The sequence below is a fragment of the Adlercreutzia shanghongiae genome, assembly GCF_035830635.1.
Classification (GTDB): domain Bacteria; phylum Actinomycetota; class Coriobacteriia; order Coriobacteriales; family Eggerthellaceae; genus Adlercreutzia; species Adlercreutzia shanghongiae.
In genome coordinates this window covers 417,741-437,670 of sequence record NZ_JAYMFI010000001.1, presented here as the reverse complement: position 1 = coordinate 437,670, position 19,930 = coordinate 417,741, and the positions used below count along the sequence as shown (strand labels likewise).

General features: G+C 58.9%; 17 protein-coding genes. 6 read left to right on the top strand and 11 right to left on the bottom strand.

All coding sequences use genetic code 11. From position 1 onward, the window contains the following. Positions 1 to 13: 13 nt before the first annotated feature. Genes VJ923_RS01940 through VJ923_RS01930 form a run of 3 tightly spaced genes read right to left on the bottom strand, consistent with a single transcriptional unit; the run spans position 14 to position 2,492 of the window. Positions 14 to 427 carry a cupin domain-containing protein gene (locus VJ923_RS01940; RefSeq protein ID WP_326437975.1) on the bottom strand — a complete coding sequence of 138 codons (414 nt, stop codon included), beginning with the start codon at positions 425 to 427 and terminating at the stop codon, positions 14 to 16. A gap of 29 nt (positions 428 to 456) precedes the next feature. Beyond that, complete coding sequence (locus tag VJ923_RS01935) at positions 457 to 1,305, bottom strand: aldo/keto reductase (RefSeq protein WP_326437973.1); 849 nt, start codon at positions 1,303 to 1,305, stop codon at positions 457 to 459. Positions 1,306 to 1,349: 44 nt separating this feature from the next. Further along, entirely contained in the window at positions 1,350 to 2,492 is a 1,143-nt protein-coding gene (locus VJ923_RS01930) for an aldo/keto reductase (protein ID WP_326437971.1), read from the bottom strand. A 164-nt stretch (positions 2,493 to 2,656) separates the two neighbouring features. Here VJ923_RS01930 and VJ923_RS01925 point away from each other — a divergent pair, with 164 nt between their 5' ends. Beyond that, positions 2,657 to 3,499, top strand: a complete 843-nt coding sequence (locus tag VJ923_RS01925) for a LysR family transcriptional regulator (RefSeq protein ID WP_326437969.1) — start codon at positions 2,657 to 2,659, stop codon at positions 3,497 to 3,499. Here VJ923_RS01925 and VJ923_RS01920 read toward each other — a convergent pair. Further along, positions 3,496 to 4,386, bottom strand: a complete 891-nt coding sequence (locus tag VJ923_RS01920; protein ID WP_326437967.1) for a LysR family transcriptional regulator — start codon at positions 4,384 to 4,386, stop codon at positions 3,496 to 3,498. The two genes, VJ923_RS01925 and VJ923_RS01920, sit on opposite strands and share 4 nt — an antisense overlap. 156 nt (positions 4,387 to 4,542) lie before the next feature. Here VJ923_RS01920 and VJ923_RS01915 point away from each other — a divergent pair, with 156 nt between their 5' ends. The 3 genes from VJ923_RS01915 to VJ923_RS01905 all read left to right on the top strand — a co-directional run bounded on the left by VJ923_RS01915 (position 4,543) and on the right by VJ923_RS01905 (position 8,760). Further along, positions 4,543 to 7,305 carry a molybdopterin-containing oxidoreductase family protein gene (locus VJ923_RS01915; protein WP_326437965.1) on the top strand — a complete coding sequence of 921 codons (2,763 nt, stop codon included), beginning with the start codon at positions 4,543 to 4,545 and terminating at the stop codon, positions 7,303 to 7,305. A 9-nt stretch (positions 7,306 to 7,314) separates the two neighbouring features. After that, positions 7,315 to 7,893: a 4Fe-4S dicluster domain-containing protein gene (locus VJ923_RS01910; RefSeq protein ID WP_326437963.1), complete on the top strand. Its 579-nt coding sequence runs from the start codon at positions 7,315 to 7,317 to the stop codon at positions 7,891 to 7,893. 63 nt (positions 7,894 to 7,956) lie between these two features. Then, positions 7,957 to 8,760, top strand: a complete 804-nt coding sequence (locus VJ923_RS01905; RefSeq protein WP_326437961.1) for a TorD/DmsD family molecular chaperone — start codon at positions 7,957 to 7,959, stop codon at positions 8,758 to 8,760. 71 nt (positions 8,761 to 8,831) lie between these two features. Here the strand turns inward: VJ923_RS01905 and VJ923_RS01900 are convergent, their stop codons facing one another. The 7 genes from VJ923_RS01900 to VJ923_RS01870 all read right to left on the bottom strand — a co-directional run bounded on the left by VJ923_RS01900 (position 8,832) and on the right by VJ923_RS01870 (position 17,122). Further along, positions 8,832 to 9,758 carry a DUF362 domain-containing protein gene (locus VJ923_RS01900; protein WP_326437959.1) on the bottom strand — a complete coding sequence of 309 codons (927 nt, stop codon included), beginning with the start codon at positions 9,756 to 9,758 and terminating at the stop codon, positions 8,832 to 8,834. Between the two features lie 126 nt (positions 9,759 to 9,884). After that, entirely contained in the window at positions 9,885 to 11,291 is a 1,407-nt protein-coding gene (locus VJ923_RS01895; RefSeq protein WP_326437957.1) for an RNA-binding domain-containing protein, read from the bottom strand. A gap of 135 nt (positions 11,292 to 11,426) precedes the next feature. Then, on the bottom strand, positions 11,427 to 11,972 hold the full coding sequence (locus tag VJ923_RS01890; protein WP_326437955.1) for a phosphatase PAP2 family protein: 546 nt from the start codon (positions 11,970 to 11,972) through the stop codon (positions 11,427 to 11,429). A gap of 121 nt (positions 11,973 to 12,093) precedes the next feature. Further along, positions 12,094 to 13,896: an FAD-dependent oxidoreductase gene (locus tag VJ923_RS01885; RefSeq protein ID WP_326437953.1), complete on the bottom strand. Its 1,803-nt coding sequence runs from the start codon at positions 13,894 to 13,896 to the stop codon at positions 12,094 to 12,096. A 94-nt stretch (positions 13,897 to 13,990) separates the two neighbouring features. Beyond that, positions 13,991 to 15,304 (bottom strand): sensor histidine kinase, encoded by a 1,314-nt coding sequence (locus VJ923_RS01880; protein ID WP_326437951.1) that lies wholly within the window; start codon positions 15,302 to 15,304, stop codon positions 13,991 to 13,993. Next, on the bottom strand, positions 15,301 to 16,044 hold the full coding sequence (locus tag VJ923_RS01875) for a LytR/AlgR family response regulator transcription factor (RefSeq protein ID WP_326437949.1): 744 nt from the start codon (positions 16,042 to 16,044) through the stop codon (positions 15,301 to 15,303). Before VJ923_RS01875 ends, VJ923_RS01880 begins: the two co-directional genes overlap by 4 nt. Positions 16,045 to 16,210: 166 nt before the next feature. Next, positions 16,211 to 17,122 (bottom strand): LysR family transcriptional regulator, encoded by a 912-nt coding sequence (locus VJ923_RS01870; protein WP_326437947.1) that lies wholly within the window; start codon positions 17,120 to 17,122, stop codon positions 16,211 to 16,213. A 332-nt stretch (positions 17,123 to 17,454) separates the two neighbouring features. Between VJ923_RS01870 and VJ923_RS01865 the strand changes: the two genes are divergently transcribed. Both VJ923_RS01865 and VJ923_RS01860 read left to right on the top strand, forming a co-directional pair. Further along, entirely contained in the window at positions 17,455 to 17,850 is a 396-nt protein-coding gene (locus tag VJ923_RS01865) for a hydrogenase maturation nickel metallochaperone HypA/HybF (protein WP_326437945.1), read from the top strand. Positions 17,851 to 18,350: 500 nt separating this feature from the next. Further along, positions 18,351 to 19,925 (top strand): 4Fe-4S binding protein, encoded by a 1,575-nt coding sequence (locus tag VJ923_RS01860; protein ID WP_326437943.1) that lies wholly within the window; start codon positions 18,351 to 18,353, stop codon positions 19,923 to 19,925. Positions 19,926 to 19,930: the final 5 nt, after the last annotated feature.

Here is a 19,930-nt window from a genome sequence, read left to right as displayed (position 1 = left end):
TCCTTCAGCCGTCTTACGGCAGGGCGATGTACTCCTCATCGGTGACGGGCTCGCACCATTCGTTGGAGCAACCGGTGCCCGGGGCCTCGAAGGCGACGTGGGCCATCCAGCTGTCCTTGGCGGCGCCGTGCCAGTGCTTCACGTTGGCGGGAATGTACACGACAGTGCCGGGAACAAGCTCACGAGCCTCTTCGCCCCACTCCTGGTACCAGCCGCGGCCGTCGGTGACGAGCAGAATCTGCCCGCCGCCGGTCTGAGCGTGGTGGATGTGCCAGTTGTTGCGGCAGCCGGGCTCGAAACTCACGTTGGCGATGAACTGGGTCTGGGCCGGGTCGGTGAGCGGGTTCAGGAAGGACTCGCCGACAAAGTACTGGGCGTAGGCCTCGTTGGCCTCGCCGATGCCGAACAGGGGATTGAAGTCAGCCATGGGAATTCCTTTCTTCGGGTGAGGACAGTTTACATCTGCTGGTCGAAGGGCGGCATCTCGTTGATGAAGGCCGGCGCCTCCTCGGGCACTGCGTAGTAGGGCGCCTGTGGGATAGCGTCGATGGCCGCCATTTCCTCGGCCGTCAGCTCGAAGTCGAGCACGGCGAGGTTCTCGCGCATGTGCTCGGGGTTCAACGTCTTGGGAAAGACCACGTTGCCCTCCTGGATGGCCCAGCGCAGGCACACCTGGGCCGGCGTGACGCCATGGGCCTTCGCAGCTTGGACGATGGCGGGAATCTCTAAAAGCTCGGTATCGCCGTGGCCGAGCGGATACCAACCCTCTAAAACGACACCCAAAGGCTCGAGCCACTCCTTCAGAGCATGTTGGTTGCAGCGCGGGTTCAACTCCACCTGCGCCACCTGGGGCGTGACGGTGGCAACGTCCATGACTTCTTGGAACTTATGCCGCGGGAAGTTGGAAAGCCCGATGGCGCGCACCTTGCCGGCGGCAAGTGCCTCTTCCAAGGACCGCCACGCCTCGGTATAGGCGCCGTAGGGCTGATGCAGCAGCATAAGATCGACGTAGTCCATGCCGAGGCGCTCCAGGGACACGTCGATGGCGCGCCGGCAGTCCTCGTAGCCGTAATCGCGGGGCCACAGCTTCGTTGTGATAAAGAACTCCTCGCGGGGAATGCCGCACGCGCGCACCGCCTCGCCCACGGCCACCTCGTTGTAGTAGCCGTTGGCGGTGTCGATGTGGCGGAATCCGCAGGCGATGGCCTGGGGCAGGTGTTCGCGCACCTCGGCTGAGGACATCTGGAAGACGCCGTAGCCCAAAGCGGGAATCTCGACGCCGTTGGAAAGCTTGAAGTTGATCATGGGAACTCCTCTCGGTCGGTTGCAAGGGAAATGGCGGGTGCTGCCTAGAACGAATGCTCCTTAAGCCATGCGGCCGCCTTCTCTACTGCGGCCGTGCCATCTTCGCCGTTGGGTAGCGTTACGGGGCAGGCGGGAAGATCGTCTGCGATATCGAGGTGGGCGCATTCGGCCAGGGCGTTCTTGAAGTAGTTGTTGTCGTCGGCGAAACCGGGGTTGGGCTGGATGACGCACATGGCCCAGGCCTGCAGAATGGCCGTTGCGGGAACGCCGTTCCACAGAATGCCGCGATAGGCTTGCATCTCGTCTGGGGTCATCGGCGCGCTCGCGCGGTAGATGGCCATGGCTTTCCACAGCGCCGCGCGCTCCTCATTCGAGAGCGGTTCGGCTTCGGCGCATGTGGCAAGGTTGTCGCGCATCTGCTCAAGGTCGCTCATACCCGAGAGAACGGCGATGACGTCCTCCATCTCCAGGCAAAAGCGCAGCGACCAGCTCGCGATGGACTTCTCTGGACGGATTGCCTTCAGCAGTCGCTCGGCTTCTTCAGGCAGCTTTGCCAGGCCGCCGCCCTTGACAGCTTCCATGATGACGACCTTCTTGCCGTGGCGACGCGCGCACTCGTAGCATTCGGCGGCTTGAACGAACTCGCTGTCCCAGTCGATGGGGTTGACGGCCAGTTGCACGAAGTCGATTTCGGGATGCTCGGTCAGCACACGATCAAGCAGAGCGGCCGAAGAGTGCAGTGAAATGCCCAGGTGCTTGATGCGCCCGGCGGTTTTCCAGGCCTTGGCGTGGTCGAAAAGATGCGTGGCCGGGATAACGCCGCCCTTGCCATCGATGCCGTCGTAGAGCACCGTCTGCACGTTGTGGAGCAGGTAGTAGTCGATGTAATCGGTGCCCAGGTTCTCAAGCTGCTGGGCGAAGATGCCCTCGATCTGGTCTTCGGCGACGTTCATGAAGGTGGGGAACTTGGTGGCAAGAGTGAAGCTTTCTCGCGGGTGACGCTCGACGAGGGAAGTCCGCACGGCCTTTTCGCTCTTGCCGTTGTGGTAGACGTAGCTCGTGTCGAAGTAGGTGTGGCCAGCTTCCAGAAAGGCGTCGACCATCTGGTTGAGCTGCGGGTAGTCGAAATCGGTGGGATCGTCGCTTCTCAAAGGAAGGCGCATAGTGCCGAAGCCGAGATTGTTCATGGAAAATTGCTCCTTAGACGAGGGTGGGCGAGAGTTTCCTGCTTTCAAGGGATATTCTGCTCGCGAAGACATGTGATGTACAATGCGCTTCAAACGAGTGACCATGCACAATACGCATAGCTTATACAGACGAGATGATATTGGCGCGCGCGAGGACGGTGGCAATGGATATCGAGCAGATACGGCAGCTGGTGACGGTGGCCGAGTGCGGGACGATGTCGGAGGCGGCATCGCGCCTTGCTCTGTCGCAGCCGGCGCTCAGCCGGTCGATCCAACGGCTCGAGGCCGAGCTGGGCGCGCCGCTGTTTAACCGGGGGAAGAATCGCGTAGCGCTCAACACCGCGGGCCGGGCGGCGGTGGAGCAGGGCCACGTTGTGCTGCGTGAGGCTCAGCGGCTGTTCGACGTGGTAGACGAGGCTGCTCGTCGTTCGCGGGCTTTGCGCGTGGGTACCTGCGCGCCGGCGCCGTTGTGGAACCTCACGGCTCGGATCATCGAGCGCTTCCCTGGAGACGTTCTCGAGTCGGAAACCCTTGACGAGCGGGAGATCGAGCAGCGGGTGCTGAACGGCTCCATCGACTTCGGCATCTCGCGAAAGCCGTTTCTTCTGCCGGTCGTTACCAACACGCTGCTCATGACCGAGACGCTTTCCATCGCCGTGCCGCCCGATCACCCGCTCGCTAGGCGGTCGTCGGTGCACTTCAGTGATATCGACGGCGTGGACTTCCTGCTTCTCGAGGACATCGGTGTCTGGCACGATTTTCACCGCCGCTACATGCCGCATTCCCACTTCTTCCTTCAGAAGGACCGAGAAGTCTACCTGCAGACGGCCGCCGCAAGTCCGCTGCCCATCTTTGTGACGGACATTCCCGTGATGCGCTATGCCTTTCCCGAGCGCGTGAGAGTGCCCATCGACGAGCCCGAGGCTACTGCCTCGTTCTATCTGCTTGCTCGGGAAGACGCTTCGCCCCGCGTCCGCGAGATCGTCGACTGGGTGGCCCGATCTTAAGAGGCTAAGGCGCGCTTGAGGGCGTCGGCGAATAGCTCCATGGCGGGGGAGGGGTTGGCAGCATAGACCATACCGTAGGGAATGCGGTAGGGCCACTGGACCGGTCTGGTCGTGAGCATGGGGTGCACGTCTTTCCAGATGGGAAAGCTGAGCATGAGGCAGTTGTCGCGGGAGCACTGGTTGAAGGTGTCCATGGCTGTGTGGGCCGAGCTGTCGACGATGCTCACCGAGGGATGATTGTCCGCGATGTCCTGACGTAGAGCCGCGAGTACGGCGTAGCCTTCGGCTCGGGGGATCATGAGAGTCTCACCCTCAATGTCTTCCCAGGTGAGCTCCTCTTTTTGGGCGAGCGGATGGGTCTTGGGCAGCGAGATTGTCAAAGGGATGGTGCTTAAAAGCAGCACGCTGCACTCCTCGTGCCATTTGGCCGAGTCGCACGGTGCTACGAAGCAGTCGATGTCGCGCCCGAGGCTCGCGCTGAGGTCGTCGATGCCCGTGTTGCCGTCGTCGAAGGGTAGGATCTGCGCGTCGATGACAGCGTCGTGGGCTTGGGAGGCCCACAGATCGGTCACGATGGTGCAGGGGCGCAGAAGCGAGGTGCCGATGCGCACGGTGTAGCTCTCGGCGCGGGCGGCCTCCCGGGTGAGCGTGCGCGCTTGGGCGGCCTCGGCGATGAGCCTTTGGGCCGCGTCGTAGAAGATGCGGCCGGGCTCGGTGAGGCGCACTCCCTGCTTCGTGCGCGTGAAGAGCTTCACGCCGAGCTCCGATTCCAAGCCGTCTATCTGTCGCTTTACCGACACCGGTGCCAAATAGAGCGCGGCGGCGGCCTTCGAGAGGCTGCCCAAATCGGCCACGCTGACAAACGTCTCCACTCTTCGGCTGAGCATAGCGGACCCCCCTCCGTGTATTAGCTTCAGGCTTATACGATGTTACGGGTTTGGCGGATTCCGCGCAAGTACTATGCGGAGAATAATGGCCGCAGAGCCCGGAAGCGCGCAGAGAGGCGCTCCGGGGCATGAGAGGAAAGAACCAGAGGAGGAGACATGGCACTTTTGAATCAGGCCTCTACGCGCCGCAGCTTCTTGAAGGCAAGCGCGGCCGCGGCTGCTGCCACCGCCGCGGCGGGTCTTGCGGGCTGTGCGCCGAAAGCCCAGACGGAGACGGCCGAGACCGGCGGCTCAGCGGCCGGCGCGGCCCATGTGGTGGAGTCCGACGCGGCCATTTTAGAGGGCAAGGGCGAGTGGCTGCCCATGCGTTGCAGCTGCAACTGCAACGGCACCTGCGTGAATATGGGCTATGTGGTGGATGGTGTCGTCGTTCGCCAGAAGACCGACGACAACGGCGACGGCTCCGATGAGCTCGGCTTCTTCCAGCAGCGCGGCTGCCCCAAGGGCCGTTCCGCCCGTCAGGAGCTCTACGGCGTCGATCGCCTGAAGTACCCCATGAAGCGCAAGAACTGGCAACCCGGTGGCGGCGATGCCGCCCATGGCGAGCTACGCGGGCGTGACGAGTGGGAGCGCATCAGCTGGGATGAGGCCCTCGATTTGGTTGCCGGCGAGCTCGAGCGCGTCTACCGCGACTATGGCCCCACCGCCGTGGTGGCCAACGCCTGGCGCTATTCCCGCGACGGCGCCAACTTCCTATACTCCCTCGGCGGCTGTGTGACCCTGGCCGATACCGAGTCCTTCGGCACCTACGCCTTCCGCCCCGAACTTCTGGGCATGAACGTCGTGTGGGGCGACCACGTGGATATTCAGCGTGCCAACGACCGCTACGATATGAAGAACGCCGACTACATCGTGCTCTATGGCAGCAACCCTGCCTGGAGCCAGATGTCCGGCGCTCCGTGGCTGTTTAAGCTGGCCGAAGAGGAGGGCGTGAAGTTCGTCACGGTCTCTCCCGAGCGCAGCATGACCAACGTCATGTACGGCGCCGAGTGGCTTCCCATGCGCCCCGGCACCGACACGGCTTTCCTGCTCGCCGTCATGTACGAGATGCTCCGTCTTGACGAAGAAGAGGGCGACATCGTCGATTGGGACTTCCTGAAGAAGTACACCGTCGGCTTCACCCTTGACAATATGCCCGCCGACGCCAAGCTCAACGAGTGCATCAGCGAGTACGTGAAAGGCGCCTACGATAACATCCCCAAGACGCCGGAGTGGGCCAGCGAGATCTGCGGCACCCCGGTCGAGCAGATCACTGAGTTCGCCCGCATGTGCGGCAAGAAGAACAACGTCATGCTGCTGCACAGCTACGCGCCCTCCCGCTGCAACGGTGCGGAGAACTTCCCCCAGGCCTTCCTCACTGTGGGCGCCATGGGCGGACACATGGGCAAGAGCGGCAACGCCTGCGCGGTGGCTTACTCCTTTGACATCGCCGACTCGGGTGACTGGCTCTTCCAGAGCCCGGACGTGCGCAGTCGCGGGTATTTGGCCAACCCCATCGAGAATGCCAACATCGAGGGCGCCAGCTTCTATGACGCCATTCTGAAGGGCTCCTACCTCTCCACCTGCCCGATTAATCACAATGGTCTCACCGATATCGGAGTCACCTTCCATGAGAAGAAGGAGATGCCGGTCAACGCGAAGATCATGTTCGCCTACAACAACAACTTCGTGCAGTCTCGCATGGATGCCAACAGCGCCATCAAGGCCATGCGCTCGGTGGACATGTGCGTGGCCATGGACATGAAGACGTCCATCACCGTGCAGTTCAGCGACATCATCCTGCCCATCTCCACGCCGCTGGAGGGTAACGACGATCCGGACTTCGGCCCTCTGTGCTGGCCGCCGCTGCGCACAGCCTACCGCAAGGACACCATGGTGTCGGCTTGGCCGCTCGTGAAGCCGGCGTTTGAGTCCCGCACTGACGAATGGGTGTTCCGCGAGCTTTTGACTCGCCTGGGCAAGAACCCCGATGAGGCGTTCAACGAGTCGAACAAGACCTTCTATTTCGACCACTTCGCCAACTCCGAGTACGTCTCCGAGGACGGCCAGACGTGGAACAAGATTCTGAAGTGGACCGAGGAGGACAACGCGAAGTACGGCGTGGACAACGAGACCCACGACGGCGAGATGACATTCGACGAGTTCATCCACGCGGGCAAGTTCCAGGTGAAGCGCTCCGAAGGCGACGGCTACACCTACATCGGCTACAAGGATTTCATCGATGATCCCGAGGGCCACCCGTTGCCCTCCAAGAGCGGCAAATGGGAGCTGTACTGCCAGCTGAAGGCCGACAACTACAACGTGCAGGGCATCAACCCTGAGCCCATTAAGCCCTATGCGAACTACATCGTGCCGGTGAACGGCTACGAGGAGTCCTTCACGGACTGGGCCGGCAAGGTCAAGGGCAACTACCCGCTGCAGGCCTACACCGCTCACTACATCCGCCGCGCCCACACGCGCTTCGACAACCTTCCCTGGTTGCAGGAGGCCTTTACGAATCCGGTGTTTATGAATGCCGAGGACGCGGCCGAGCGCGGCATTGCCGATGGCGACACGGTGCTGGTGAAAAGCCCCTACGGCAAGACCCTGCGCCAGGCGGCGCTGTGGAACTCCATGATGCCGGGCGTCATCTGCGTGCCCCACGGCCCTCACAGCGTTTTCGACGAGACTGACCCCGACGACATCATCGACCGCGGCGGCGCCGAGCAGATTCTCTACGGCCCGGTGCACAGCAACTACTTCCAGCAGCTCGATGGCTACAACACTCTTCTGGTGGAAGTGGAGAAGTATGACGGCGAGCCGCTGGTTCCCGACTGCGAGCGCGAGCCGTTCCTGTCCGGTGCCGGCGAGGCAGAATAGGAGACAATCATGAGCTTGGGATTCTATTTCGACGGCACCCGCTGCATGTCTTGCAAGGTGTGCCAGGTGTCCTGCAAGGATCGCTTCGATCTGCAGAAGCCGGGCCCGAAGCCCCGCCGTGTAACGCTGTTCGAGAAGGGGACCTTCCCGAACACGGCCATGAGCTTCCTCTCGGTGTCCTGCAACCACTGCGAGAGCCCGGCCTGCGCGGCCAACTGCCCGACCGGCGCCATGTACAAGGACGAGGACGGCACCGTGCAGCACGACGACGAGGCCTGCATCGGCTGCCAGACCTGCGTGAAGGCCTGCCCCTACGAGGCGCCGCAATACGTCGAGGATTGGAACATCGTCACCAAGTGCGATACCTGCCGCCCTCTGCGCGAAGCTGGCGAGCTGCCGGTGTGCGTGGCCTCCTGCCCACTGCGTGCTCTGGACTTTGGCGAGATGGACGACCTTCGCGCGAAGTACGGTGATGGCCTGGTCAGCGCGGCTCCCTTCATGCCTGCTGCCGATACCACGACGCCGAATCTTCTTATGAAGCTGCGCGAGACGTCGCTTGACGGAGACTTCCACGAGATCACGCTGTAAGTTGCCCTCCCTCCCTTGGGGCCCGCTCGTTTGGGCGGGCCCTTTTCGTAGAAAGGCCGCGCTATGAACGATGAGATGCGCACCGTAAACGAGCTTTTGGCCGCCCGCGCTGAGGCGTACCTGCTGTTCCATAAGTTGTTCGGCGGCGCGCCGACGCCAGAGCTATTTGATGAGCTTATGAGCGACGAGGCGCGTGGGGCTTTCGAGATATTGGGTAGCGAAAGCGCCCCGCTCAGCCAGGTGGCGCCCCTGCTCGCCACGTTGTCGGCGGGAGACCGCGACGCGCTTGTCGAGGGGGCTCGCGGCGAGTATACGCGCCTGCTCATCGGCCCCGGCCAACCCGAAGCGCTTCCTTGGGAGTCGCCCTATGTATCCAACGAGGCATGGTTTTTCCAGGAAAACACCCTTGTGGTGCGCCGTGCCTATGAAGAGGCGGGCCTGCGTGCCCGTATGCAGGGCCATACGCCCGACGACCATGTGGCCATCATGGTCGATTTCATGGCGGCGCTGGGGCGCCGCAGCGTAGAGGTCCTGCGTGAGGGGCGCCTTAATGACGCTGCCGAGCTGCTGCGCCGGCAGGAGCGCTTCTTGACCGAGCATATGCTGAACTGGTTGCCGCTGTTCGCTGAGAGCGCGCGCCGCTCCAAGACGGCGGTGCTCTACCCGCAGATGGCTGAGGCGCTCTCCGAGTTCGCCAAGGTGGACGCCGTGCTGCTTTCCGAGGTGGCCTATTGGGCGGAACAGACCGAACCTGAAAGCTCTTCTGAAGATGGGACGGTGGGCGAGACGGTCTTCGACGCTGCCTACAACCGTCTGCGTCCCTTGCGTCTCGTCGGCCTTGAGGACAGCGAGATCACGGCCCTGTAGACGCATCGACAGACGAGAAAAGAGGGCCGACGCCATGGCACCGGCTCTCTTGATTGTTCGGGCTTGGGGCCCTATTCCGTCGTTGTGAAGTTCTTCTGGTCGACGACCTGGCCTTTTTCCACCACGATAAGGTCGTAGTCTTTGCTGCCGTAGCCCAGATGCGCCGCATCGTCGATGATTTTGGTGCCGTGCTTGGAGTTGATGCGTTCCAGCAGATGGTCGCGCCCGGGATCGTCGGAGGCCAGTACGGCGTCGATGCAGGCCTGGTCGATGGCCACGGGATCCAGGCTGGCGAAGATGCCGATATCGGCCATGCAGGGGTCTTCGGCCACGGCGCAGCAGTCGCAGTCAACCGACAGATTGCAGGCCACGGACACGAAGGCCAGGTTGCTGCCGAAGTGGTTCACCACGGTCTCGGCGGCCTCGGCCATGGCCTCCAGGAAGTCGTCCTGCTCGGCCAGCTTCTCCCAGAACTCGCCCTGGTTGAGCGTGGCGCCGGCCGTGTGGATGTTCACCTTGCCCTTGTTCGAGGCGCATCCGATGGACAGCTGCTTCAGCGCGCCGCCGAATCCGCCCATGGGGTGCCCCTTGAAATGCGAGAGCACGAGCATGCTCGCGTAGTTGGCCATGTGCCCGCCCACGCGGTTCTCGGAAAGCACGCGGCCGTTCTCGATGGGAAAGATGATATCCTCGCACTCGGCGTCCATGATGTCCACGTCGAATAGCTCCGACCAGCCGTGCTCGGCCATGAGCTTCTCGTGCTTCTCGGTGGTGTCGCGGGCGCCGTCGTAGGCGGTGTTGCACTCGACGATGGTGCCGTCAACTTCTTCGATCATCGGCTTCATGAAGGCGGGACGCAGGTAGTTCTGGTTGCCCTTCTCTCCGGAGTGGACCTTGACGGCCACCTTTCCGGGCAGCTTCACGCCCAGCATCTCGTAGAGCAATACGACGTTTTCCGGCGTGATCTCACGGGTGAAGAACACTTTGGGCTTGGCCATGGCACATCCTTTCAACGGTAACGGTCCTACCATAAACCTTGGAGCTAACTACAAGTCAAAAGGCGGCCGCATCTGTTCCCGTTCGGTAGGGAAAAGCGTCGGCAAGGCCCCTCTACGGTATCTCTCTCAATTGCTCCTGGAGATTTCTGTGCGATAGTAGCGTCTTGTTCTTGTGTTGCCGTCGGGAGCCGCAAGGCCTTCTTCGACGAGTCCTTTAAGGTACTTCGCTGCGGTTTTTGAGGTGACGTGCACTGCGGTGGCGGCCTCGACAGCTGACAGAGAGCCTCGTTTTTCCAACAGCGCGAGTATGCTCAACCGGGTTTGCTCTTTTGGAGCCTTGGCGGCGCTGACTGCTTCTATGGATTTCGCTTTTCGGGGCACAAGCGTCCGGAAAATGTCCCCCTCGTCCAATACCGGATCGCCTCCCAAAAAGGGCTTCGAGTACTTTTCTAGGTTGCGCAGGCCGCTTCCCAGCTCTTCGGCGTAGCCAATCTGAACGAAGAAGTTCGCAATGATAGGGTTTTTGGGCATGGGATTGAAATCGGAAAGTGTCAGCCGTCCCTCGAAGAGAGCGCGGCTGGCATTTTCGGTCCTCAATCCAACCTCATCGATGATGAGCTTAGCGGGAAAGGGGCTCGTGAACTCGCGATGAATGAGAACATTCGAGACCACTTCTCGCACGACGATATCTCGTACGCTCACTCGAAGGCTGCCTTCAAGGTAAAAGGGGTCAGGAAGATGCTTTGCGCAGAACGCATGGAGCTGGTCGTAGGAATCAATGAGGTTGGTTCTCACGGTTTCTCTGTCGTCGTAGCGGTCCGGCTGATCGTGCCGATAGATGGCGTCCGTCTTATAGGCGGGGCACGCGGCTAGAACGACTTCGTCTTTTCCCAGGAGCAGCGCTGCTGCGCGATTGAGTCCTTCAGCGCCGGTTTCTATATCTCTCGTGTAGAGCTGGGCGCTTCGCAAAAGCTCAATGTCATTCATGTTCGTCCAAGGGTGGCCTGGCCTGCGACCTGCTGCCATCTTGCGGCAGCGGTCGATAAGCGAGGAATCGAGGTCCTCCATGCGCAGATGAGGAAAGATGTGCTGTTCGGTAAAAATGGCGTACTTCCTCAAGTAGAGAGCGGCAATTTGGGTGTCGCTCTTAAGCTCCACATCAGCGTCTGCCAACCGGTCCAGCACGTGGCCTTTTAGTCGAAAGACGCCCTGGGTGGGAGGCACCCAGACGCGCAACACGATTTTGCCATCGAATTCGATTTGCTCGAATTCGAGACTGGGCGGCATGTTGAAAAGATTGGGGTTGTACGTGCAGTTGATGAGATTCCGCTCAATTTCGAGCGTGCTGCCTGATGGTATGCCCAGGACTTCGCCCATAGCTGACACACCCAGGAAGATGCTGCCTCCGCTTCGGTTCGCGAACGAGCAGATTGTCTCCAGCGTATCATGGCTTGGTGTGCCGCCGCAACGTTTGAACTCTACCGTTGAGGATTCGCCTTGCTGGAGAATTGATTCAAATGTTGGACGATCCATTGTGGCCCCTTTCCTGTTTCTTTTCACAATAACGAAAAATAAGGGAATAAGGGAAAAAATAAGGGAACAAGGGGAAGGAGATATTGGCCGAATGAGCATAGTGGCATTGAGCAGTTGATTAGATAGAGAAGGAATCTAGACGGCGGATTCTCGCTTCCGGTGTCTTCTCTGAACGATGGATTCAACGATCTTGGCGGCGGCAAGGCCTGCTAGAAGGCCGACGATAAGGCCGGCGAGCACGTCGGTGGGATAGTGCACATAACAGTACAGACGCGTGAAGGCCATGAGCGCTGCGGCGATGCCCACGGCGATGACGAGCGGGCGCGGGCCTTTCGAAAACAGAAGGGCTCCGAAGGCGGCGAAAGCCGCGGTGGTGTGCCCCGAGGGAAACGACGAGCCGTGGGGTCGGGGGACGATCATGTCCACAAAGGGATTCACATCGCAGGGGCGCGGACGCATGAGCAGCGGCTTTATGATGCCGCTGGTGATTACAGCGCCGATCACGAGTGCGACAAGAACCGCGATGCCGAGCCTTCGCGTCTTGGGAATGAGGGCGAGCACCAATCCGAGCAGAATCCAGATCTGCCCGGCGTTGCTCGTGCTCGTGTAAGCGGCCACCACAGAATTGAGCCACGGCGTGTGCATGAGCTGAATGGCGTCAAGTACGGCAAGTTCGTTCAAGGCGTTCCTCCTCGAGAAATGATGAAGAGAGTATAGCAAGGCGGCGAAGGAATACGCTCAGCACCAAAACGGCCGCCCGAAGGCGGCCGTGGGAGGGAGGGGCGGTTTTGCTGGAGGCAGGCTACATGCCAGCAGCGGCGTTCATTCCGGCAATGTAGCCATAGGTCATAGCCAAGCCATGGGAGGTTCCCATATAGGTTACGGGATAGTCGAAGGCAAACCGGGATCCCTGGCTGTTTCCGCAGACGAACAAACCGGGCACTGGGCTTCCCTCCGCATTGAGCACTTGTGCTTCGCAGTTCGACTTCAGGCCATTCAGGGAAGAGAACACCGTCTCTGCCGCCATGCCGGCACCGTTAGCGGTGAACTCCTTCACATAGAACGGGGGAGTGGTGAGGGGAAAGAGGCGACGAGGGTCTTTCCCGAAGTCGACATCGAGGCCTTGTTCGGCTAGCTGGTTGTAACGCTCGACGGTGGCTTTAAGGGTTTCGGCGGGCACCCCGGTCTTCTCGGCGACTTCTTCCAATGTATTGCAGACGAAGTCGGATCCCGCTTCGACGTCGGCGCGCGTCTTCATGCCAGCACCTTCGCAGAAATTACCCCACGGCTGGTTGTCCATGCTGTCGACGATCTTCCAGTATCCTGCATGGCCGCCCTGGAAGGCGTGTACCTGCTCGGCATAGTTGTCGTCGAAAATCTGCCAGCAGTGACCATCGGGGCAGTGGCCCACAGCAGTACTCACCAGATTGGGCAGGACTGCCTCATTCATGAAGCGCTCTCCACGGTTGTTGAACAGCAGATAAGGGTCTTGGCCGAGACCGCCGCCGAAGCCATGAAGAATGAAGGCGTGGGGTATGTCATCGATAGCACCGCCGGCCCAGGCGCCCATGCAGATGCCAGAGCCGTTGGTGCTCAGCTCTCCTTTGGCATCCGTTTGGAACCAGACATTGTTGGGGAACAGTGCCACTTCCTTTGCATAGGTGTCGGCCATTTCCTGGTTGCTCAGATAGCCGCCCGTGGCGATGACAACGCCCTTGTTTGCATTGATCTTGGTTATGTTGCCGTCGATGTCCTCGACAAATACGCCCACCACACGGCCGCTATCGTCGGTAATCAGCTGACGTCCCCAGGTGGAGAACAGCTGGGTCATATTGCCGTCGGCGGCGAAGGTTTCCATAACGGCGTCCATCCAAGGATCCTGCTTGGGAAGGAGCTCGCAGGGGCCCTCCCACACGGGATACTTCTCGGTGCTGTTATCAATTTCGGGATTGCCTGGCCAGTTGTTGATAGTGATGGCGTAATAAGGCTTGCCGTCGGCATCGGTGGTGTTGCCCTCCAGGTCGGTAACTGTTTCGGTTTCCAGATCGAACTTAAGGCCAACGTTGTCGTTGTTCTCGCGCGGGTCGATGACAAGGTAGTCGGGCATGGCTGAGATCATCCAATCGAAGATGGCGCCCGACTCTGCGGCCCATCGCTGCCAGATCTTTCGATCGGCGCGCTGTCCGAAATTCACCATAAGGGCATCGATGATGTGGGTCACTTCCTCATCGGAGAACTCATGGCCCACAGACTTCTGGAACTCGCTATTGATAACGCCGAATTGGGCAGAGCGGTAGAGCGGTGTCTCGGCCTGCTCCACAGCGATGACTTTCGCGCCATCCTCCAAGGCTTTTCGTGCCGCACAGACGCCGGCAAGACCCTGGCCGATGACTACAACGTCGGCGCCAAGCTCGTCGGCCCATTCCGTGTAGGGCTCGGGCTTGATTAAGAATGATGGCGTACCCTCTGTGGCAACGTTGCCTGTGTCGGCGGTTTGGATTTTTGCCTCCGATCCGGAAGCACAGCCGGCGAGCCCCATGGCTCCTGCGGAAAGACCCGCGAAAACGGCGCCGCCCAAAAAGCTTCTGCGCGAAATGCTGCTCATAGTACCCTCCTATTTTGGCTTTTGCAGGTAGGGGCATCATAGGAGGGGCGAGGGTGCTGAAGGCTCTTTTGCCCTGATTGGCCTTCAGTGTGGCCTAACTGGGCAGCATGATTGAGACGCGGAACACACCTTCCGTCGCGTCGATAGCCATCCCGCCGCCATTCTTTTCGACGACATGGGCCATGCTTGACAGGCCGAAACCGTGGGAGCACTCATCGTGCTTTGTCGTGCCCAGGCTTTTAGGATCAATGGAATGTCTATCGCATAGGAGGCATGGATTAGCGAAGACGATAACCAAATGGCCGCCTCTTTGAGAAATCTTGACGTCGACATAAGGCTTGATGTCCGGTGGGAGCGACTCGCAAGCTTCGATGGCGTTATCGAGGGCATTGCCAAACAAGGAGCACAGGTCGATGCTCGGTATGCTCAGAGCGGAAAGATTGAACGGTGTCACGTGATAGTCGATAGAGCGACTGAGGGATAGCCTCCTTTTCTGATTGAGCACGGCGTCGACGGTGGGGTTGCCGGTGTAGTTGACAAAACGTAATCGCGAGACTTGTTCCTCGAGATCGGTGAGGTGACTAACTTTGGAATTCGGATCAACGGTCTCGAGTATGCATGCGATTTGGTTTCGCATGTCGTGCACAAGGCGACGCACCTCATCGTCTTTGGCGCGCTGCTCCAGCATGGACTCGTAGTAGTGCCTAGCATCAGATTCAAGCTTTTCAAGCTCGAAACGACGTTGCGCCTCATGGATCATGTAGAGGGGAAAGATGATCGCCGAAACACCGGAGATGGTCATGACGGCCATAAGCAGAAGCGGCATCCAATCTATTTCCAGATACGTTTCTTCGAAATTGGGAATCTGCCAAAGCGTGACGCAGAGGTAGACGCACAGCGGGGGGATGAGCCAGGCGAGTTGAGCGGGACGCAGGGTCGTGCCCCCGTCTGCCAAAACGTAATGCCTGACAAGAGCTACCACAGGAAGGGATAGCAGGCAGCAAATCGGCTCTATGAGCATATTGGGCCAGGAAAATGAGGCGACAAAGGTCTCAACATCGCCCACCGTTGCGTGAATGGCGGCAATAACAAGCGCCTGCATCATCTGCAAGCACAGGGCGCTTGCTGCCCCGAGCATACAGCTTATACCTAGGGGGCGTCGAAAGAGAAGGCAAGTAGTCTCCATGGCGAGAAGACAAACGCCGATGGCGGTGTCAATGTAGACCACCGGCTTTAGCGCAAAGGCGAGACAGTAATAGCAAGCAGCAAAACCAATAATCAGGACGGCGTTGAGAATCTTGCTTGAAAAACGCCAGGGGCCCGAACCTCCCCACAGAAGAAGGAGCGTACCGGGCAGGGCCTTAGCGACTGCGATGGTGAACGTGGACAGCTGGATAAGATCCATCATAAAACAGTTCCCATGTACGCTGCGAAAAATTCGAGAAAAGCGCGTCGTCGATGTTTGCTCAGCGGAATTCTTTCGCTCGATATGAGCTCGAGCTCGTTCGTCTCAACTTGTCGCACAGCGCTCATGTTCACGAGAAAGCCGCTATGGCACCGAAAGAATCTATAGCTGGGAAGCTGGTTTTCCCATTCGGAGATAGCTCCTCGCAGCAAAAAGCTGTCAGTGCGGGTCTTGATCTCAACACGTTTTTTAGGGGCGGTGGCTATGTACAAGATGTCTCGTATTCGAAGAACGCGCATCCCGTGCGGCAGGCGCACTACGACGGAGTCGGCCTCGGCGGTCGCTATCTCTTGTAGGAGGGGGGCGATTTCTCGATAGAACCGATCTTGGCCGACGGGCTTCAGAAGGTATCTACGGGCCTGTACGGAATACCCCTCCACAGCATATTCTTCATAGGCGGTTACTAGTACGATGGCGACTTCGCCGAATTGGCTCCGGGCGAACGCTGCCGTTTCTAGGCCGCTGGCGTGGGGCATATCGATATCAGTCAGCAAAAGGTCGAGCGTAGGTGGCGGGTCGAGCATGAAGGCCATTCCAGATGGATATTCGCGAAGTGAGAGACCAAGGCCCATATCGACAGCTAAATTCTGAAGAAGTTGGCGAATGCGGAACCGCGCGTTTTCGTCGTCGTCAACAATGGCGACGTCGATAACGGCGTCTTCGGGGCGGCTCTCTTTGTCCATGGTAACTACGGCCTCCGCACTGGATGATAAGACGATTGACGCTCGTGGAGCTGTAGTATAGCAAAGCAGGCATCGAGGACATCTCATCTGAGAGTTTTGCTGGGATATCTAGAGTCGGAGAGCGGGCAGCAACGCAATGCAAGCCATTGTCGGATAGCCTCTGCGACTAGTCGGTCAGGCGGTTTTCGATAAGGCTTTTGCAGATGCTGATGAAATCTCCCGGAGCGTGATCACGGGCATCTGTGCGGTACACGGCATAGACATGGTAAAGAGGAGCAGGATCAACGAAGCGCTTGGCCACAAGGAAGGTTGCCGGAGGGGCGGCGGACAAGTGAGAGGCAGTTTTGAAGAGCATCTCGTCAGGCTGAATGGTCGACGGGATGCGATCGAATTCGTCAATTTCTCGTACGCGATATCGCGGTTCGATGCCATGCTCTCGCATGGTTTCCATGGCGCCCTCGAAGGTGGTTTGTAAATAGGGATTTGAGGGGCAGATGAGATGACAGCTACTCAGGTCCTCCACGGCAATTGATTCGCGTTCGGCAAGAGGGTTGCAGGCGTGCACATACACCATAAGTGGCAAGTCGAGCAAGTGGACGCTGGAAAAACCTTCGGGCAGATTTGTTGGCCTGGTGAATACGAGTCCGATGTCGACTTTGCCCTCAATTACCGATTGCTCGATGCCCATAGTGTGATCTTGGAAAAGTCGGGGCATGGGTGAGTAGGGGAAGCGCTCGTGAAAAAGGGTCATGGCCTCGAAAATAACATCGGCAAATTTATTATTTGATGACATGACTAAGTTGACGAGAATGCCAGACCCGTTTTCGGCGGCTATGCGCCGACCTTGATCGACGGCTCTGTCGAGCTGATCGATGATGCCGTTTATAGCGTGACAGAAGCTCTGTCCTGCAGCGGTAAGCGCCATAGGGTTGCGGTTGAACAGCTTAAAGCCCAGCTCCTGCTCTAGGTAGGCGATATGGCGGGTGAGTGTGGGCTGTGAAACATGAAGGGCCTCTGCGGCGCGTACGAAATTCAACTGCTTGGCGAGGACGAGAAACTCGCGTGCATAATCTAGCATAATCCCCCGGACTCCCTGTTGCCTGACGCATCTACCTTGGGACGTGTTAAGTGCAGTCCCCGCGCCATCCCCGTATTCTAGCAATTTAGGTTGAAGGGTTGTATTCGAATGCTACATAGAAGTTCTCGCTATGCATTTTTTAAATTGCCTGGTGAAACACATCGACTTTGCTATGGCCGTCTGACTCTTGTAGCGGTCGGCAATTTGCAATGCGAATAGCTGCTCTAGCTTATGCGGAAACAGCATTTGCTATTCAGAAGCTGAAGGGGCGAATGCGCCATGGGCTGAATACTATGCAGCTAGAGCGAAGGCGTATAGGGAGGAGACTCGGCATGCACGAGATGGCACTTATGCGGCGAGTTGTTGATACGGTGCTCGATTACGCGACCGACGTGCAAGCTACCGAGGTGAAGACTGTCTACATGACCATTGGCTTCAATCGTGATGTGGTCGAGGCCTATATGGACTCCATGTTCGAGTGGTTGGCTCGCGGGACGATCGCGGAGAAGGCGGAGCTGGTTATCCACCGAGTTCCCTATACCGTGAAATGCAATCAATGCGGCCGTATTTTTCATCTGAACGTCTATGACGAGACCACGTGGATATGTCCGCAATGTCACGCCGAGCGCGATTATAAGTTGAATTCAGGTATGGAGTTTACCATCAACAATATTGAGGTAACTCTTCCAGAGACGGCTGATTCTTCTCTTCGCCTGATGGCACGCTAGCTAAGTTGGATGAGAACGAGAGGAGAGATTGCCGATGGCAGTGGAGGGAGTGTTTGCTCCTGGTGTTTCTGGGATGGGACCAGCTCTGACGCCCCTGGGAGCGAGCATCATCGACGAGAAGATGGCGCGCCGCGGCGGCGTCTTGGATGACCTAAAGCGACGCGGACTCAATCTTCGTGCATTGACCCATTGCTGCGAAAGCGGTTGCGCCCACGATTCTGATTCCTCCTGCGCTTCCCAATGCGGAGAAGCGAGAGCATCGGAGGGTAGTTGGGCAGATTCCGTTGAGACTTTGGACGAGGCCATGGAGCGTATTCGTCGCCTTGAGGGGCGCATCGAGCATCTTGAGCATCAACTCGCCGTGAGGCAGAACATGGTCGTGCTCTTGCGTGAAGCTTTGGCGGTCGAGCGCCGAAGTGCGGCAGAGTCTAGTGGCTCTGCTCAAATACGGTAACGACAGGAATTCCTGTTGTAGATACGAAATGAGAGAAGGAGAGATGATGGACAAGAAGATACTGGACGAGGCTTCGAAGATCAGTCGTCGCGGTTTCGTGACCGCTGGCGCGCTTGGTGCCCTGGGTCTGGCCGGCTGCGCCCCGTCAGAGTCCGAGGGGAACCTCGCTTCGACAGGGGAAGATGCTGCCGCTGAGCCCGCTGCGGGTGAGAAAACGGCCTGGAACGGCGTTGCCGATGAAGTCACGCGTGACATTACCGTCAAGGTTCCGGGCAAGCCCACGCCCGACGGAAATTACTACGTTACGTTCAACGGCGGTCCTCTTACCGCTGCCGAGCAGCATGCTCAGATCTCATCCTACGATTGGCGCAAAAACGAGCTTTCTGCGAGCCAGATTGCCGTAGACGCTCAGACTGTGACCGACGAAGAGGCCGAGGCCATTCTCATGAACGAGCCAGAGATAACGCAGGACTATGTGACGAGCGACGGTCGCACCATTCCCGCCGTCTACATCGCCCTTCGCAACCGCCTTCTGCGCGTCGGCCAAGGTGTCGGTTGCGAGGTTCACGACAATACCTGGGACTTCCTTATGCAGGAGTTCACAGAGGACGAGGCTGCGTTCTATCTGAAACTCCCCAACTTCGCGTACTTTACCGACACCGAGGCCGCCGAGGCCGAAGGTATGACTGTCGAGGAGGCCGGTGGCATTTGCGAGGAGCTGAGCTATCGGGGTTTGCTCAACCGGGTCACGCGACAGGGGACGAAGTACTATCACGTGCTTGCCTTCGCCCATGGCATGCTGGAGTTTATGATGGACCGCTACGAGGAAGACGGCTTCGTGGAGTCCGTTTTTGGCTTGTGCGGCGCCGATTACGGCTACCAGTCTCGCAACCAGGGTTCTCCCATGTACTTCCCCATTCCGGCGAACCAGGAAATTGTCGGCGATACCGAGATTCTTCCGAATCACGATTGGAACGAAATCATCGACCGCTATGACACGCTGTGCGTGGCTCCCTGTCAATGCCGTACCTTCACGCCCATTCGTGCGGGGGAAGGGCAGAAGCCGGGTGAATGGTGTGATCATCCCATGGAGACGTGCGTCGCTACCGGCGAGCAAGCTCAATACTATATTGAGAACGGCATCGGCCGCCAGGTCTCCAAAGAGGAGTGTCGTGAGATTTTGCAGCGTGGTGTAGACGCCGGCATGGTTATCGAAGTCATGTGCACCGCCGAGTGCGATGTTATCTGCCAGTGCCATGGCGACTGCTGCGCTATTCTACGAGGGTTCATCGCCCTTGACGGAGACGTGGAGAACCTTCACTATATGTCTCAATATGAGCTTCAGGTTGATTACGATCAGTGTATCAAGTGCGGTTCTTGCGCGGCTCGTTGTCCGTTGTTTACCATTGAGATGGCCGATGATGGTCCGCAGATCGGCAATATGTGCGTTCGTTGCGGTCAGTGCGCCACAGTGTGCCCTGTGGGAGCACGCAAGTTGTTCGCCCTCCCCGAGGAGGAGCGCTTCACGATGCCGAAGGATATGGTGGATGACTACCATATGAAGGCTCTCGAGCGAGCTAAGCGCGGCTATATCAACGATTTCGATCCTGCAAAACTGTAGCTATT

Excerpts from the sequence above, each read along its gene's own strand:
- VJ923_RS01880 (WP_326437951.1), bottom strand. The coding sequence starts at position 15,304 with ATGATGGATCTTATCCAGCTGTCCACGTTCACCATCGCAGTCGCTAAG.
- VJ923_RS01865 (WP_326437945.1), top strand. The coding sequence starts at position 17,455 with ATGCACGAGATGGCACTTATGCGGCGAGTTGTTGATACGGTGCTCGAT.
- VJ923_RS01910 (WP_326437963.1), top strand. The coding sequence starts at position 7,315 with ATGAGCTTGGGATTCTATTTCGACGGCACCCGCTGCATGTCTTGCAAG.
- VJ923_RS01920 (WP_326437967.1), bottom strand. The coding sequence starts at position 4,386 with ATGCTCAGCCGAAGAGTGGAGACGTTTGTCAGCGTGGCCGATTTGGGC.
- VJ923_RS01905 (WP_326437961.1), top strand. The coding sequence starts at position 7,957 with ATGAACGATGAGATGCGCACCGTAAACGAGCTTTTGGCCGCCCGCGCT.
- VJ923_RS01900 (WP_326437959.1), bottom strand. The coding sequence starts at position 9,758 with ATGGCCAAGCCCAAAGTGTTCTTCACCCGTGAGATCACGCCGGAAAAC.
- VJ923_RS01930 (WP_326437971.1), bottom strand. The coding sequence starts at position 2,492 with ATGAACAATCTCGGCTTCGGCACTATGCGCCTTCCTTTGAGAAGCGAC.
- VJ923_RS01860 (WP_326437943.1), top strand. The coding sequence starts at position 18,351 with ATGGACAAGAAGATACTGGACGAGGCTTCGAAGATCAGTCGTCGCGGT.
- VJ923_RS01895 (WP_326437957.1), bottom strand. The coding sequence starts at position 11,291 with ATGGATCGTCCAACATTTGAATCAATTCTCCAGCAAGGCGAATCCTCA.
- VJ923_RS01925 (WP_326437969.1), top strand. The coding sequence starts at position 2,657 with ATGGATATCGAGCAGATACGGCAGCTGGTGACGGTGGCCGAGTGCGGG.
- VJ923_RS01940 (WP_326437975.1), bottom strand. The coding sequence starts at position 427 with ATGGCTGACTTCAATCCCCTGTTCGGCATCGGCGAGGCCAACGAGGCC.
- VJ923_RS01875 (WP_326437949.1), bottom strand. The coding sequence starts at position 16,044 with ATGGACAAAGAGAGCCGCCCCGAAGACGCCGTTATCGACGTCGCCATT.
- VJ923_RS01915 (WP_326437965.1), top strand. The coding sequence starts at position 4,543 with ATGGCACTTTTGAATCAGGCCTCTACGCGCCGCAGCTTCTTGAAGGCA.
- VJ923_RS01885 (WP_326437953.1), bottom strand. The coding sequence starts at position 13,896 with ATGAGCAGCATTTCGCGCAGAAGCTTTTTGGGCGGCGCCGTTTTCGCG.
- VJ923_RS01935 (WP_326437973.1), bottom strand. The coding sequence starts at position 1,305 with ATGATCAACTTCAAGCTTTCCAACGGCGTCGAGATTCCCGCTTTGGGC.
- VJ923_RS01870 (WP_326437947.1), bottom strand. The coding sequence starts at position 17,122 with ATGCTAGATTATGCACGCGAGTTTCTCGTCCTCGCCAAGCAGTTGAAT.